The sequence below is a fragment of the Ensifer sp. GW821-FHT05G01 genome, from assembly GCF_059419585.1.
This window is the reverse complement of the sequence record NZ_JBWKSC010000006.1, coordinates 64,257-79,038: the sequence shown is the minus strand read 5'-3', so window position 1 is coordinate 79,038 and position 14,782 is coordinate 64,257. Positions and strand designations below refer to the sequence as shown.

Here is a 14,782-nt window from a genome sequence, read left to right as displayed (position 1 = left end):
CCCGGCGATCGCTCGCCGGGCTTTCGAAGTTCTGACGTGGTTCAACGAACCTCGAAGCGAGATTTACTCGTTTTCGAAGTAGCTGTACTTGCCGTCTTCACCCTTCTTCCAGGTGTACATGACGTAGTCCGGACGGGTGATGTCGCCCTTTTCGTCATAGCCGAGTTCGCCGATGGCGGTCTTGAACGGGCCCTTGGCCTTGATCGCTTCGGCAACGGCCTGCGGATCGGTGGTGCCACCAGCCTTGGCAGCTTCAGCCACAACCTGCAGAGCAGCGTAGGCGTAGAGCGTGTAGGCTTCCGGCTCAAAGCCGGCAGCGCGGAACTTTTCGACGAGTTCCTTGGCAGCCGGGTTCTTGCGCGGATCCGGAGCAAACGTCATCAGCGTGCCGTCAACGGCGTCGCCGGCGATCGAAGCCAGTTCGTTCGAAACGATACCGTCGCCCGACATCAGGGTAGCCTTGAGGCCCTGGTCCTTCATCTGGCGCATGATCAGGCCGGCTTCGGTGTGCAGACCGCCGTAGTAGACGATCGAGACGCCGGCTTCCTTCATCTTGGCGATAAGGGCCGAGAAGTCCTTGTCGCCGGTGTTGATGCCTTCATAGAGGGCTTCATTGAGGCCGGCTTCGTTCATCGACTTCTTGGTTTCATCGGCAAGGCCCTGACCATAAGGGGTCTTGTCGTGAATGACGGCGATCTTGGCGTCCTTGTGGTTGGCAGCAAGGAAGGCGCCGGCAACGGCACCCTGCTGGTCGTCACGACCGCAGGTGCGGAAGGTGTTCCAGAGGCCGCGTTCGGTGAACTGCGGGTTGGTGGAAGCCGGCGTTACCTGCAGGATGCCGTTTTCGGCATAGACTTCGGAAGCCGGGATGGACACGCCCGAGTTGAAGTGGCCGACAACGAACTTCACGCCGTCAGCAACGAACTTGTTGGCGACCGATACGCCCTGCTTGGCGTCGGAAACGTCGTCGCCGAGCACAACCTTGATCTGTTCCCCATTGATACCACCGGCAGCATTGATGTCTGCAGCAGCCTGTTCGGCACCTTTCTGCAGCTGTGCGCCGAAGGCAGCGTTCGGGCCCGTCAGCGGGCCAGCAACGCCAACGAGAATATCAGCCCATGCGGTGCCGCTGAAAGCGACCATCGCCGACAGGGCAACGGCCGACAGAAGAGACTTTTTCATTTTGTTACTCCCAATTATCCGAGCGGGTCTCGTTACCAACCTGCGCAATGCCCACCGTAATTCGCGCCGGTATTTCTTTCGCACCGGCCGCGGCGGCCGGCGCGCGCTGTTCCCTTTATTTGGCTTTCCAGGAGAAAGGCGAAGCCTTCTCATAGAGCCAATAGTAGTTATTGGTCATTTGCTTGGTCCGGTAGTACCGGAAACCTACGGTAGCAAACAACAAAAGTACGACCGTGTCTACGATATAGTAATGCAGACTGAACATCGTGCCTTCGAAGAGGGCGTGGTGCACAAACCGAATACCAAGCCCCAAAAGCGCCACGTAGACAAAGAGGCGCGGAAGCTCCTCCCAGCCCTCGGCGACGCTCTTTCCCGTTCTCCACGCGGTCCAGCCGCCCAGAACACAGGTGATGAAAAGAAACTGCCAGATCGACACTTCTTCGTAGAGAATACCCTGCATGTCACAAACTCCAGATGCGGCGCATCAGTGGCGGCCGCCTTCAAGATAGGCCGCGCGGACTTCCGGATTGGCGAGCAGTTCCTTGCCCGAGCCGCTCATCGTCACGCGGCCGTTGACCATCACGTAACCGCGGTCGGAAAGCTTCAAGGCGCCGAACGCATTCTGCTCGACGAGGAACACGGTGAGCCCCTCTTCCTTGTTCAGCTTCTTGATGGCTTCGAAGATGCCCTTGACGATCAGCGGTGCCAGGCCGAGCGAGGGTTCGTCCAGCAACAGGAGTTTCGGACGCGCCATCAGCGCTCGGGCGATCGACAACATTTGCTGCTCGCCGCCGGACAGCGTGCCGCCGCGTTGAGCCTGACGCTCCTTCAACCGCGGGAACAGCGTGAACACTTTCTCGACGTCCTGGTTGAAGTGCTTGAGATTGTCGAGGCTTGCGCCCATCTGCAGGTTTTCGAACACGGTCATCCGCGGGAAGATACGACGACCTTCCGGCGACTGCGCGATGCGCAGACGGGCGATCTCGTGCGTCGGCATGCGGGTAATGTCCTCGCCTTCGAAGATGACCGCGCCGGTGCGGGCCTGCGGGCTGCCGCAGATCGTCATCATCAGGGTCGATTTTCCGGCGCCATTGGCGCCGATCAGGCAGACGATTTCACCGCGGTGCACTTCGACATCGACGCCGCTCAGCGCCCGGATATTGCCGTAGTAGGTTTCGACGGCCTTTACTTGCAGGAGAGGCGCACTCATTTCTTGGAGCCTCCCTGTCCGCCTTCGATTTCCTCGATTTGTTCGATCACCTCTTCAACCTCTTCATCCTCGACACCCAGATAGGCCGCAATGACCCGCGGATCGTTCTTCACGAAATCCGGGTTGCCGTCGGAAATCTTCTGGCCGTATTCCAAAACGACCACGTGGTCGGAAATCTCCATGACCACCGACATGTCGTGCTCGATCAGCAGGATCGACGTGCCGGTTTCGGCGCGAATGCCCCGCAGTAGCTCATTGAGCGCCAAGGATTCACGCGGGTTGAGGCCGGCGGCCGGCTCGTCGAGGCACAGAAGCTCAGGCCCGGTGCACATGGCACGGGCGATTTCGAGCCGTCGTTGAGCGCCATAGGGCAGATCGCCGGCCGGATCATCGGCGCGATCGACCAGCGATGCCTTTTCCAGCCAATGGCGCGCAAGCTCGATCGATTCCTTCGAGGCCTGCTTGTAGGCGGGAAAGCCGAGCAGCCCGAGGAAGGTATAACCGGATGCCTGCATCAGCTTGTTGTGCTGCGCAACCAGCAGGTTTTCGAGCACCGTCAGACCGGAGAACATCCGGATGTTCTGGAACGTGCGTGCGACCTTGGCATGCTTGGTGATCTCGAAATCCGGCAGGCGCTCCAGCAGATATTCCTTACCGGACTTCTGCTTCATGGTGATCATGCCCATCGTCGGCTTGTAGAAGCCGGTGATGCAGTTGAACACCGTGGTCTTGCCGGCTCCGTTCGGGCCGATCAGCGCGGTGATGTCACCGCGATAGGCTTCGAAGGAGAAGTCGTTGATGGCCATGAGACCGCCGAAGCGCATCGACAGGTGCTCAACCGAGAGAATGGGGTCTTTTTTCATTGTCGTTGTCTCGAGGGCCATCAGCCATGCCCTTCCTTGGTAAAGCTGCCGGAGATCGCCTTGCGTTCGCGCAGGAACGCCGTCGGTTCACGCGAGCCGACGAAGCCCCGCGGTTTCCAGACCATGACGACGACCATCGCCAGACCGAAGATCAGCATGCGGTAGAGTTCAGGCGTGAAGTCCGGCCCGAAGACCGCCTTCAGGAAGGAAAGTTCGCGCAGGATTTCCGTGCCGCCGATCATCGCCACTGCGGCAATGGCGATGCCGGTCAGCGAACCCATGCCGCCGAGAACCACGATCGCCAGGATAACGGCGGATTCGAGGAAGACGAAGGATTCCGGCGAAACGAAGCCCTGGCGCACGGCGAAGAACGAGCCGGCAATGCCGCCGAACATGGCGCCCGTGGCAAAAGCCGTCAGCTTGGTTGTGACCGTGTTGATACCGAGCGAGCGGCAGGCAATCTCGTCTTCGCGCAGCGCTTCCCAGGCGCGACCGATCGGCATGCGGCGAAGGCGGATGGTGACGTAGGCAGTCAGAAGGGCGAGCGCCAGGATCAGGTAGAACAGGAAGATCTTGTAATAGGCCGACGACATGGGAAGCCCCATCAACGCAGCGAAACCGTCCTTGGATGCGTCGAACTTGATGCCGAACAGCGTTGCCTTGGCGATACCGGAGACGCCGAACGTCCCCTTGGTCACCTCGGTCCAGTTTATGAGCACAAGCCGGATGATTTCCCCGAAGGCGAGCGTGACGATCGCGAGATAATCACCCCTCAGCCTCAAGACCGGGAAGCCGAGGATCATGCCCCAGAAGGCGGCAAGGATGCCGGCGACCGGCAGCAGGATCCAGAACGAAAGCCCGAAATAGGTCGACAGCAGCGCGTAGGAATAGGCGCCGACCGCGTAGAAAGCAACATAGCCAAGGTCGAGCAGGCCAGCGAGACCGACGACGATGTTGAGGCCCCAGGCGAGCATCACGTAGATCAGGATCTGAACACCGAAGTTATCGACCCATTTCAGCGAACCCTGAACACCGACAAGTGCAACGATGACCGGCGGATAGAGAATGAGCGCTGCAATGGCGATCTTCGAGAAGTTCCGCTTGAAGAAGGTCTCTTCCTTGACGACGTCCTCGGCCTCTGCCTTGGCCGCCTTACGGCGCGCCATGGCGGGCTGGATATAGGCGACCATCAGAAACCGGCCGACGGCAGCGACGATCACGAAGATCGCAAGCAGACCCCAGCGCTGGGTGAGCACCAGTTCGTTGCGAATGTTCTGGTCGGTTTTCAGACCGACGAACAGCACGAAGAGGCCGAGAGAGATCAGGCCCGCGAAGACAGCCTCGCGCAGGGCCCGCGCCGTCAGGTCACTGCCGGCGCTTGCAGATGTAGAAGCAATGTTTGCCATTGAATTATACCTTCTCGACTTCCGGTCGTCCGAGTATGCCAGACGGCTTGAAGATCAGGACGATTGCGAGAATGGAGAACGTCGCAACATCCTTGTAGTCGATGGTGAAATAAGCGGACCAGAGGGACTCGATGAGGCCGATCAGCAGCCCGCCGAGAACAGCGCCAGGCAATGAGCCGATGCCGCCAAGAACTGCCGCAGTAAAGGCCTTGACCCCCGGAACAAATCCGTCGGTAAAGACGACCACACCATAATACATCAAGTACATGGTGCCGGCGACGGCAGCGAGTGCCGCGCCCATGATGAAGGTCACCGAGATGGTACGATCGACGTCGACACCGAGCAATGCCGCCATCTTGCGGTCCTGTTCGGTCGCGCGCTGGGCCCGCCCGAGTGGCGTCTTGTTGACGATGTACCAGAACACGGACAAGAGGATCGCCGTGATGATGATGATGATGATCTGCTTCAGCGAAATCGTGATGCCCATCACCTCGTAAACCGAGGAAACCATCGGTGGGATCGGCTTGTTGCGCGGTCCCTGCGTGACCTGGATGAAGTTCGACAATGCGATCGACATGCCGATTGCCGTGATCAGCGGGGCGAGCCGGAACGATCCGCGCAGCGGCCGGTAGGCCACCTTCTCGATCGTCCAGTTCCAGAGCGCTGCCGTCAGCATGCCGACGACCATCATCAGCAGCAGGGCAAGTACAACCGGTATGCCGGCCATGAATGTTGTGAGAAGCAGAAAGACAATCAAAGCGGCAAAACCGCCGAGCATGAAGATATCGCCGTGGGCGAAGTTGATCATGCCAATGATGCCGTAGACCATGGTATAACCAATTGCGATCATACCATAAATAGACCCAAGAGTCAGCCCGTTGACGAGCTGCTGGACGAAATACTCCATCAATCTTCCCCTGGACCAGATCCATAAGGTCCGGTCTCTTGTTTTTTGAGCTCATTGTTGAGCGTTCTGTTTGATCGATTCCATACCTCTTTCAAACGAAAAGAAAAGCTAAAAAACGTGGGACCGGCAAAATCTTCGCCGATAAAATCGATTTGACGCTTTTGAAGTCAAAAAAAACAAAAAAAATGCACGTCTCGCCTGCGCAATAGTCAACTTTAGTCTAAAACCGCGTGCAATCCCGTCTGTGGATGAATCGGCAAGCAACAAGACCATCTTGCCGATCCGACCTCCTCAAGCACGCATGCGTTGACCATTTGCGTCGAACAATGGGTAGGGTTGCAGCCGCGCCGGCAGGATCTCGCCGAGCAGTTCAATCGCCCAGCCCCCCTGCTCATCGGCGATCTCCTTGGGCACATAGCCGAGCGCCACCGACACGCCGCTGGCATGGGCATAGCCGCCCGACGTCACCCAGCCACGCACGGCGCCGTCGAAGTAGATCGGTTCGTCGCCGATGACATCGGCATCGCGTGTCTCAATCAGGAAGGTGCGCAAACGAAGCCGCCCGCCTTCGGCCTTCTCGGCGATTGCCGCCGCTTTTCCAATGAAATCCGTGGGTTTGCCGAGCGCCACGAACCGATCGAGCCCGGCCTCCAGCGGACCGTAGAGCGGCCGATACTCGCGCGACCAGCTGCCGAACGATTTTTCGACCCGCAGCGCGTTCAGGGCACGAAGGCCAAACAGCCGGATGCCGGATGCAGCCCCCTTTTCCAGAATCAGATCGAACAGGTAGCGCTGATATTCCGGCTTCATCCAGATCTCGTAGCCGAGATCGCCGGTATAGCTGACGCGGCCGACGACAACGGGCGCCATGCCGAGATCCATCCGGCGAATGTCCATGAAGGCAAAGGCCGAATCACCGACGTCGAGATGGGTCAGCGCCGCCAGCACGTCCCGCGCCTTCGGCCCGGCGATCGACAGACCGACCAGTTCAAGCTTCAGCGGGCGGATCGAGACCGAGCCATCGTCCGGCAGATGCGCCTCGAACCAGCGCATATGGTAATCCTCGGCGATGCCGGAGCCGATAAGAAGGAAATCCTGCTCGCCAAGCCTGGCAAGCGTGAAGTCGCCGATCAGCTTGCCGTCATCCTTCAGCATCGGCGCCAGCGACATCCGGCCTTTCGCCGGGATACGGCAGGCGAGCATCCGGTCGAGCCAGGCTTGCGCCCCACCCCCCTTGATCTCGTATTTGGCAAAACCGGAGGTTTCCATCAGCCCGACCGAGGTTCGCACCGCACGGGCTTCATCGCCGACCGTGTCGAAATCGGTCGAGCGGCGCCAGGAGAAGTGATCCTCGACACCGGCGGGCGCAAACCAGAGCGGCGTCTCCAGGCCATAGGACGCGCCGAACACGGCACCGGCCGCCTTCAGCCGGTCATAAATCGGCGTCGTCAGCAGCGGGCGGCCGGCCGGCAATTCCTCGTTGGGATAGCGGATCGAGAAGCGGCGCGAATAGTTCTCGCGAACCTTGGCGTTGGTATAGGCAAGCGTGGCGAAATCGCCGTAGCGCGCCACGTCCATGGCGAAGACATCGAAGCCCGGATCGCCTTCGATGATCCAGTTGGCAAGCGCCAGTCCGACGCCGCCGCCCTGGCTGAAGCCAGCCATGACGGCGCAGGCCGACCAGAAATTGCGCAAGCCCCTGACCGGCCCGACCAGTGGGTTCCCGTCCGGCGAAAAGGTGAAGGGGCCGTTGATGACCTTCTTGATGCCGGCCTTGTTGAAGGCCGGGAAATGCCGGAAACCAACTTCAAGCTCCGGCGAAATGCGGTCGATATCTTCGGCGAGAAGTTCATGGCCGAAATCCCAGGGCGTCGTTACCGGCGACCACGGGCGGCAGGCTTTCTCATAGGTGCCCATCAGCATGCCCTGACGTTCCTGACGCAGATAGATCTCGCCGTCGAAATCGACGCAGTGCATCAGCTCCTTGCCGCGCGTCTGGTTGAACTCGATGACTTCGGGCATGTCCTCGGTGATGAGGTACATGTGTTCCATCGCCAGCACCGGCAACTCCAGCCCGACCATGCGCCCGACCTCGCGCGCCCAGAGACCGGCGGCATTGACCACATGCTCGGCGATGATCTCGCCCTGATTGGTGATGACGCGCCAGGAGCCGTCCTCGCGCTGCACCAGATCCTCGACCTTGGTGTGCAGGTAGATCTCGGCGCCATTCTTCTTGGCCGACTTGGCATAGGCATGGGTGGTGCCATAGGGATCGAGATGGCCCTCGACCGGGTCGAACACCGCGCCGACGAACTGATCGGGGTCGAGCAGCGGCATCAGGTCATGCGCTTCCTTCGGCGTCAGCAGCTCGGCTTCGAGCCCCATGTAACGGCCCTTGGCGAGGATCGACTTCATCCAGTCGAAACGCTCCTTGGTCGCAGCCAGCATCATGCCCGAGGTCATGTGCAGCCCGATATCCTGACCGGAATAGTCCTCGATCTCCTTGTAGAGCTCGACGGTATATTTCTGCAGCTTGGCGACGTTGGGGTCGCCGTTGATCGTGTGCATGCCGCCGGCCGCGTGCCAGGTCGAGCCGGAGGTCAGTTCCGACCGCTCCAGGAGCACCACATCGGTCCAGCCGAACTTCGTCAGGTGATAGAGGATCGAGCAACCGACAACGCCGCCACCGATGACGACGACTCTGGCATGGCTTTTCATGCGCGCACTCCGCTCTCCCGCGCATCCGGGTGGTACACGGCTCAGTTTTCAAGGGAAAAGGATCAGGCACGACTGCCGTCCGCCGAGGTCCGTTCCTGTACTGGGACGGCAAGTGGCGAACACGCAGAAGCCTAGTCAGAAAGACGGCTGCGATAAAGACGTGGCTGCGAAGGACGCTTGTCCGTTTCCGCCATCCGCTGGCGGATCGGCGACCCAAATGCGGCATACGATGCCGCATTTGTTTTTAGAGCGCCGCACGTCCGTCCGGACGTGCAAAGGTCGCTCGCAGATCTAAAACGCGGTGCCCAGGACCAAAAACCGAATCGAACTTCGGTCCTGGGCGCTATTCGGAGAAAGCAGCCGAAAGATCGAACGGACGACCCATCGTCATCAGGTCCTCGAACAACGATTCGGCAAAGCTGCGCGAAACGATCAGTTCGAAGACATCCTCACCGGTGCGCGCCAGGTTGATGGCAATATGGCCACACAGCACGTTGGTGCTGCCGCCGAGCGCGAAGGCCGCAGGGTGAAGATCAACGCCGATGCCCTTGGCAAGGATCTGCCGAGCCGACGGCCCGGAAAGGCGCATGAGAACGCGGCCGTCGCTGTGGTCGACCACATGCGCCTGCGTGCCGCACAGCATGTCGAGACGGCGCATGAGCCCGACAGGCGTGTCGACGCCGGACACCACCAGCCACTCGCCCGGCCCGCAATAACGCAGCGACAGGTCAGGCGTCGACGAAAGCGCCCGCTCCACCGCCGCGTCCAGCCCGACATGGGCGAGCACCGTAGCAATCGCCTGCCAATGGCCGACTTCGAGGTGATCCGCATGCGCGGGCTTCGGTGCACCGCGCAGCTTCTGGTCGAGCGCGTGGCGGTTGTTGTAATCGCGAACCATCAGCGCCTCCTCAGGCTTTCAGCTTCTTGTTTTCGGGATCGACGAACATCGGATCGCAGACCTCGGCGACGACCTCGTAATCGCGCAACTTGTCCCAGACGACGATCTTTTCGCCGTAGCGCTCGCGCCCGGACTTGAGGAAGGCGAGCGCGATGTGCTGCCCCAGCACCGGCGAGTAGCCGGCGGAGCTGACCCAGCCCTGATCGTTGAGCGTCGACGGCTTCATGCCTTCCTTGAGAAGATGAGCGCCGGCACGCATGTCCTTGTCCTTATCGACAGGCTTCAGACCGACAAGCTGCATACGGTCTGCTGCTGTCAGGCCGTAGCGCGCCGACAGGTGCTTGCCGATGAAATCGGGTTTCTGCGCGGAAAACATCCGCCCAAGCCCGGCATCGTCGGGCGTCACCCGGCCGTCGAACTCCGCATGGGTCAGAAGCCCTTTCTCGAGCCGAAGAACGTTCAGCGCCTCGACGCCGTAGGCGCAGATATCGTGCGCCCGCCCCGCCTCCATGATCTGCTCGGCCACCGCCTCGCCATAACCGGCGGGAACGGCCAGCTCGAAGGCGAGTTCGCCCGAAAACGAGATGCGGAACAACCGGGCATTGATGCCGCCGCGAAGCACCATCGAACGCGCTGCCAAGAACGGGAAAACCGCTTCCGAGATGTCCTCGTCGATCAGTTGCTGCAGTACGTCACGCGCCTTCGGTCCGGCAATCGCCATCTGCGCCCATTGATCGCTCACCGAGCAGAACCGGACTTTGAGATCGGGCCACAGCACCTGCGCGCAATAGTCCATATGGGACATGACGGCGCCAGCCATGGCGGTTGTCGTCGTCACGAAGAAATGGTCTTCCGCAAATCGGCTCACGGTGCCGTCGTCGAAGACGAAGCCGTCCTCGCGCAGCATAAGGCCGTAGCGGGCCTTGCCGACCGGCAACTTCAGCAGGGCATTGCAATAGAGCCGGTTGAGAAATTCCGCCGCATCCGCCCCGAAAACCTCGATCTTGCCGAGCGTCGACACATCGCAGAGCCCGACATTGGCGCGCACATTGAGCACCTCCCGGTCGACGCTTTCGCGCCAGGACTTTTCGCCGGCGCGCGGGAACCAGGCCGAGCGGAACCACAGGCCGGAATCGACGAAGGTCGCGCCATTCTTCCTCGCCCATTCATGCAAGGGGGATTTGCGGGTCGGCGTCGCATGGCCGTCACGGGACGTGCCCGCCAGCGCCCCGAAGGACACCGGCGTATAGAACGGCCGAAACGTCGTCGTGCCGACCTCGGCCGGGCTCACGCCGCGCATGCCGGCGAGAATGCCGACCGCATTGATGTTGGAAAGCTTGCCCTGGTCCGTCGCCATGCCGCTGGTTGTGTAGCGCTTGGCATGCTCCACATGGCCAAAACCTTCGCGCAGCGCGAGGCCGAGATCCTTGGCATGCACATCGTTCTGGAAATCGACGAAGGCTTTCGACCTGGCGCCTGGCACATACCAGAGGGCTGCGAAGGAAGGCTCTCCCTCGGTCTCGGTCTCCGTCACCGGCACAGGTGCTGCTGCGGCGTTGAAGCCCAGCTCGGTGGCAATCGCCGTCGCCTTCTCGACGCCGTCGCGCAGGCAGCCGGAAAGCGTATAGACACCATTGGCGGATCCGACGATACGAAGGCCGTTGCCGACATTCGGCGCTGAGAATGCCTTCAGCTCCTCCGACCACACCGGCCGGGCACCGCGCTGACAAGCGAGATGAATGACCGGGCTCCAGCCACCGGACATGCCGAGCGCATCGCAGCCAATCAGTTCCTCGAAACCGGAGCGCTCGACGACAATGCCGGACAACCGCGCCCGGCCCTTGGTGTCGACGACCGCGCCGGAACGGATCACCCGCACGCCATCGGGCGCCGCGTCGCTCGCATCCGCACGGCTGTCGACGATCGCCGAGACTGTCACCCCTTTAGCCGACAGGCCACGCGCTGTGCGATAACCGCTGCTGCCGCTGGTGAAGATCGCCACCGATTTGCCGGCGGAAACGCCATAGCGCTCGGCGTAAGTCGAAACGGCGCCGGCCATCATGACGCCGGGACGGTCGTTGCCTCCGAACACCAGCGGTCGCTCTTCGGCGCCGGTCGCCAGCAAGGCGCGTTTGGCCGCAATGCGCCAGACGCGTTCGGTGGGCAGCTTGGCCGAGGGGTCGGCGACATGTTTCTGCACCCGCTCGACGGCACCGAAGACATTGTCGTCATACCAGCCGAAGACAGTGGTTCGCGACAGGAGCGTGACGTTGTCGAGAGACTGCAATTCGGCGACGACCCGCTCGGCAAAGGCCGATGCGGGCGAACCGTCAACCGTTTCCGTTTCGCACAACAGCGATCCGCCCAGACGAAAATCCTCGTCGGCAAGGATGACGCGAAGACCGGCGCGGCCGGCGGTCAGGGCAGCCATCAGACCGGCCGGGCCGCCGCCGACGACGAGCAGATCGCAAAAGGCCCAGGACTTTTCGTAGCTCTCCGGGTCGCGTTCGAGCACGGCCCGCCCGAGACCGGCAGCGCGCCGGATCACCGGCTCATAAAGCTTTTCCCAGAGCTGCTTCGGCCACATGAAGGTCTTGTAGTAGAAGCCGGCGCCAAGAAACGGCGAAAGCAGGCCGTTGACCGCGCCGACATCGAAACCGAGCGAAGGCCAGCGGTTCTGGCTCTTCGCCGTCAGACCGGCATAAAGCTCGGCGACCGTCGCCTTGGTGTTCGGATCACTGCGGGCGCCCGAACCGAGGGTCACAAGCGCGTTCGGTTCCGACGGCCCGGCGCTGACGATGCCGCGCGGCCGGTGGTACTTGAAGCTGCGGCCGACCAGCAGCTGGTCGTTGGCAAGAAGTGCGGAGGCAAGCGTATCGCCGGCAAAACCGCGCAGCGGCCGTCCGTCGAAGGTGAAGCTCAAGACCTTGCTGCGATCGACAAGGCCGCCGGAGGACAGGCGATAGGCGGTCATCGCTGTGCCTCCCGCGCCGCGGCAGCACCATCGACAACCGAATAGACCTCGTGAGTGACGGTATCGCGCTCGACAACGAGGAAACGGCGACAGCCGGCAACGTGATGCCAATGCTCGACCGTCCGGCCCCGGGGATTGGCGCGGACATAGACATAGTCATGCCAGGCTTCATCCGATGCCGAGGGCGCCGGTCGAACGAGCGACGCGTCGCCGCGGATTGCGAACTCTTCCTTCGGGCGGACCCCGCAATGGGGACAGGTGATCAGGCTTGCCATTGTCTTCCGTATCCTGGAGCCTCAACGCGGCTCGCTCATATTCCCGGACTGCCGGATGGTCGCCACCCGACAGACGCCGCTCTAGTGAAGGTTCGGCTGAGGGCCGGCACCGGCCTCGTCGACCGCGTAGCCGCGCGCGAAACGATCGAGCCGCAGGGCGCGCGCCACCGGATGGGTGTCGTTCCTGGCAATCAGATGCGCGAAACAATAGCCGGACGCCGGCGTCGCCTTGAAGCCGCCATAGCACCAGCCGCAATTGAGGTAGAGGTTGTCGATCGAGGTGCGGTCGATGATCGGCGAGCCATCCATGCTCATGTCCATGACGCCGCCCCAGGCGCGCAGCACCCGGACACGCGACAGGCCAGGGATCATCGATACCCCCTCCTCCATCACATGTTCGGCAGTCGCCAGGTTGCCGCGCTGGGCATAGGACGAGTAGCCGTCGATCTCCGCGCCGAAGACCAGCCCGCCCTTGTCCGACTGCGAGATGTAGAAATGGCCGCCGCCATAGACGATGACGTGATCGATGCAGGGCTTCAGCCCCTCGGTCACGAAGGCCTGCAGCACGTGGCTTTCAAGCGGCAGCTTCAGGTCCGCCATCTCGCCGACGCGCGAAGAATTGCCGGCAGCCGCCAGCGCCAGCTTGCCGCAGCCGATGAAGCCCTTCGACGTTTCGACACCGGTGACGACGCCGTTTTCGCGACGAATGCCGGTCACTTCGCAATGTTCGATGATATCGACGCCGTGCTGGTCGGCGCCGCGGGCATAACCCCAAGCGACGGCATCATGGCGAGCCGTGCCGGCGCGGCGCTGCAGAAGGCCGCCGAGGATCGGGTAGCGCGCATGGTCGTAATTGAGGAAGGGGATCATCTTCTTCAGCTGTTCGCGCTCGATCAGCTCGGCGGACACGCCTTCCATCCACATCGCATTGCCGCGCCTGACATAGGCGTCGCGCTGGCCGTCGCTGTGGTAGAGCATGATCACGCCGCGCTGTGAGAGCATGACGTTGTAGTTCAGGTCCTGCTCCAGCCCTTCCCAGAGCTTCATCGAAAACTCGTAGAACGGCTCGTTGCCGGGCAGCATGTAGTTGGAGCGCACGATCGTGGTGTTGCGGCCGACATTGCCCGATCCGAGATAACCCTTCTCAAGCACCGCGACGTTCTTCACGCCGAATTCCTTGGCGAGATAGTAGGCGGTCGCAAGGCCATGGCCGCCGCCGCCGACAATGATCACGTCATAATGGGATTTCGGCTGCGGCTGCCGCCATTGCGGCTTCCAGTTCAGGTTTCCGGAAAGGGCGTTCCTGACGATCGAGAATGCGGAATAACGCATGAAGGCATCCAGTTCAGTTGCGTCGGCACATTTGCACAGCCGGCGCGAGGAGCAAAGATGCAAGCTTCTCGCGGTCGCAAAAATCAAGCCGGCCTTTTGCCGCAACCGCCGAAAACTTTTCGCACACGCGCCTGGGAGAGGACATTTCGCGCGAACCGTCGAAAACTATGGGCAACTTCAGCCGCGGAGTGTGCTATGGCGCGAGAAAGTCCTGAAAGACGACAAGCAATGCTCGACATTCTCAAAAAATCCGCGATTGCCGCCGGGCGCGCCATTCTCGACATCTACCACTCCGGCCCGGAAGTGCTTTACAAGCCCGACTGTTCGCCGGTGACGGATGCCGACGAATGTGCGGAGCGCATCATCCTGGCCGATCTCGCGGCCGCCTTTCCTGATATTCCTGTCGTCGCCGAGGAATCGGTGGCTGCCGGTTCGATCCCCGAAATCGCGGGCAAGTCGTTCTTCCTGGTCGATCCACTCGACGGCACCAAGGAATTCATCGGTCGCCACAACGACTTCACCGTCAACATCGCGCTGATCGAAAACGGCGCGCCGGTTGCTGGCGTCGTCTACGCGCCAGCGCTCGGCATCCTCTACGCCGCGAGCGGCGGCAAAGCGCTGAAATCGGTGGTCTCCGAGACATTTCTGGTCGAGCCGGAAACCGTGATCGGCTGTCGAATCCGCGGCGACCGACTGGTGGCGCTGGCGAGCCGCTCGCACAACAGCACCGAGACCGTCGCCTATCTCGCCGAACATGGGATCACCGACTACGAGGCCGTCGGCTCGTCGCTCAAGTTCTGCCTGCTGGCCGAAGGGGTTGCCGATGTCTACCCGCGCTTCAGCCGCACGATGGAATGGGACACGGCCGCCGGCGATGCCATCCTGCGCGCGGCAGGCGGCGAAACGCTGACGATGGAGGGCACGCCCCTCACCTACGGCAAGCGCAACCAGAAGAACGACAGCGATTTCGCCAACCCCTGGTTCGTCTCGCGCGGCAAGGTCTGAGATCAACGCCGG

12 protein-coding genes are annotated in these 14,782 nt (G+C 61.6%); 1 reads left to right on the top strand and 11 read right to left on the bottom strand.

Annotated features, from left to right (window positions below; genetic code table 11):
• Positions 1 to 63 precede the first annotated feature (63 nt).
• The 11 genes from AC07UR_RS16175 to AC07UR_RS16125 all read right to left on the bottom strand — a co-directional run bounded on the left by AC07UR_RS16175 (position 64) and on the right by AC07UR_RS16125 (position 13,765).
• The gene (locus AC07UR_RS16175) at positions 64 to 1,182 is read right to left on the bottom strand and encodes a branched-chain amino acid ABC transporter substrate-binding protein (protein WP_025428142.1); all 1,119 of its coding nucleotides are present in this window, start codon (positions 1,180 to 1,182) and stop codon (positions 64 to 66) included.
• Positions 1,183 to 1,297: 115 nt separating this feature from the next.
• Complete coding sequence (locus tag AC07UR_RS16170; protein WP_173423889.1) at positions 1,298 to 1,642, bottom strand: DUF6867 family protein; 345 nt, start codon at positions 1,640 to 1,642, stop codon at positions 1,298 to 1,300.
• Between the two features lie 24 nt (positions 1,643 to 1,666).
• Entirely contained in the window at positions 1,667 to 2,392 is a 726-nt protein-coding gene (locus AC07UR_RS16165) for an ABC transporter ATP-binding protein (protein WP_209791084.1), read from the bottom strand.
• A complete protein-coding gene (locus tag AC07UR_RS16160; protein WP_209791085.1) occupies positions 2,389 to 3,276 on the bottom strand; it encodes an ABC transporter ATP-binding protein in 888 nt (295 codons plus the stop codon). Before AC07UR_RS16160 ends, AC07UR_RS16165 begins: the two co-directional genes overlap by 4 nt.
• On the bottom strand, positions 3,276 to 4,661 hold the full coding sequence (gene livM / locus AC07UR_RS16155; protein WP_209791086.1) for a high-affinity branched-chain amino acid ABC transporter permease LivM: 1,386 nt from the start codon (positions 4,659 to 4,661) through the stop codon (positions 3,276 to 3,278). Before livM ends, AC07UR_RS16160 begins: the two co-directional genes overlap by 1 nt.
• Before the next feature lie 4 nt (positions 4,662 to 4,665).
• Positions 4,666 to 5,568 (bottom strand): branched-chain amino acid ABC transporter permease, encoded by a 903-nt coding sequence (locus AC07UR_RS16150; protein ID WP_209791087.1) that lies wholly within the window; start codon positions 5,566 to 5,568, stop codon positions 4,666 to 4,668.
• Between the two features lie 291 nt (positions 5,569 to 5,859).
• Positions 5,860 to 8,286, bottom strand: coding sequence for a GcvT family protein (locus AC07UR_RS16145; protein WP_209791088.1), 2,427 nt, complete (start codon positions 8,284 to 8,286; stop codon positions 5,860 to 5,862).
• A gap of 343 nt (positions 8,287 to 8,629) precedes the next feature.
• The gene (locus AC07UR_RS16140; protein ID WP_209791089.1) at positions 8,630 to 9,184 is read right to left on the bottom strand and encodes a sarcosine oxidase subunit gamma; all 555 of its coding nucleotides are present in this window, start codon (positions 9,182 to 9,184) and stop codon (positions 8,630 to 8,632) included.
• A 10-nt stretch (positions 9,185 to 9,194) separates the two neighbouring features.
• Positions 9,195 to 12,158 (bottom strand): sarcosine oxidase subunit alpha family protein, encoded by a 2,964-nt coding sequence (locus AC07UR_RS16135; RefSeq protein ID WP_209791090.1) that lies wholly within the window; start codon positions 12,156 to 12,158, stop codon positions 9,195 to 9,197.
• Entirely contained in the window at positions 12,155 to 12,433 is a 279-nt protein-coding gene (locus tag AC07UR_RS16130) for a sarcosine oxidase subunit delta (RefSeq protein WP_173423881.1), read from the bottom strand. The genes AC07UR_RS16135 and AC07UR_RS16130 overlap by 4 nt, the downstream gene beginning before the upstream one ends.
• A gap of 81 nt (positions 12,434 to 12,514) precedes the next feature.
• Positions 12,515 to 13,765, bottom strand: coding sequence for a sarcosine oxidase subunit beta family protein (locus tag AC07UR_RS16125; RefSeq protein ID WP_173423880.1), 1,251 nt, complete (start codon positions 13,763 to 13,765; stop codon positions 12,515 to 12,517).
• 228 nt (positions 13,766 to 13,993) lie between these two features.
• Between AC07UR_RS16125 and cysQ the strand changes: the two genes are divergently transcribed.
• A complete protein-coding gene (gene cysQ / locus AC07UR_RS16120; RefSeq protein WP_173423879.1) occupies positions 13,994 to 14,770 on the top strand; it encodes a 3'(2'),5'-bisphosphate nucleotidase CysQ in 777 nt (258 codons plus the stop codon).
• The last annotated feature ends 12 nt before the right edge of the window (positions 14,771 to 14,782 follow it).

What these genes read in the sequence shown, in the direction of transcription:
- AC07UR_RS16145 (WP_209791088.1), bottom strand. Translation starts at nt 8,286, where the DNA reads ATGAAAAGCCATGCCAGAGTCGTCGTCATCGGTGGCGGCGTTGTCGGT.
- AC07UR_RS16125 (WP_173423880.1), bottom strand. Translation starts at nt 13,765, where the DNA reads ATGCGTTATTCCGCATTCTCGATCGTCAGGAACGCCCTTTCCGGAAAC.
- livM (WP_209791086.1), bottom strand. Translation starts at nt 4,661, where the DNA reads ATGGCAAACATTGCTTCTACATCTGCAAGCGCCGGCAGTGACCTGACG.
- AC07UR_RS16140 (WP_209791089.1), bottom strand. Translation starts at nt 9,184, where the DNA reads ATGGTTCGCGATTACAACAACCGCCACGCGCTCGACCAGAAGCTGCGC.
- AC07UR_RS16150 (WP_209791087.1), bottom strand. Translation starts at nt 5,568, where the DNA reads ATGGAGTATTTCGTCCAGCAGCTCGTCAACGGGCTGACTCTTGGGTCT.
- AC07UR_RS16170 (WP_173423889.1), bottom strand. Translation starts at nt 1,642, where the DNA reads ATGCAGGGTATTCTCTACGAAGAAGTGTCGATCTGGCAGTTTCTTTTC.
- AC07UR_RS16135 (WP_209791090.1), bottom strand. Translation starts at nt 12,158, where the DNA reads ATGACCGCCTATCGCCTGTCCTCCGGCGGCCTTGTCGATCGCAGCAAG.
- AC07UR_RS16130 (WP_173423881.1), bottom strand. Translation starts at nt 12,433, where the DNA reads ATGGCAAGCCTGATCACCTGTCCCCATTGCGGGGTCCGCCCGAAGGAA.
- cysQ (WP_173423879.1), top strand. Translation starts at nt 13,994, where the DNA reads ATGCTCGACATTCTCAAAAAATCCGCGATTGCCGCCGGGCGCGCCATT.
- AC07UR_RS16175 (WP_025428142.1), bottom strand. Translation starts at nt 1,182, where the DNA reads ATGAAAAAGTCTCTTCTGTCGGCCGTTGCCCTGTCGGCGATGGTCGCT.
- AC07UR_RS16160 (WP_209791085.1), bottom strand. Translation starts at nt 3,276, where the DNA reads ATGGCCCTCGAGACAACGACAATGAAAAAAGACCCCATTCTCTCGGTT.
- AC07UR_RS16165 (WP_209791084.1), bottom strand. Translation starts at nt 2,392, where the DNA reads ATGAGTGCGCCTCTCCTGCAAGTAAAGGCCGTCGAAACCTACTACGGC.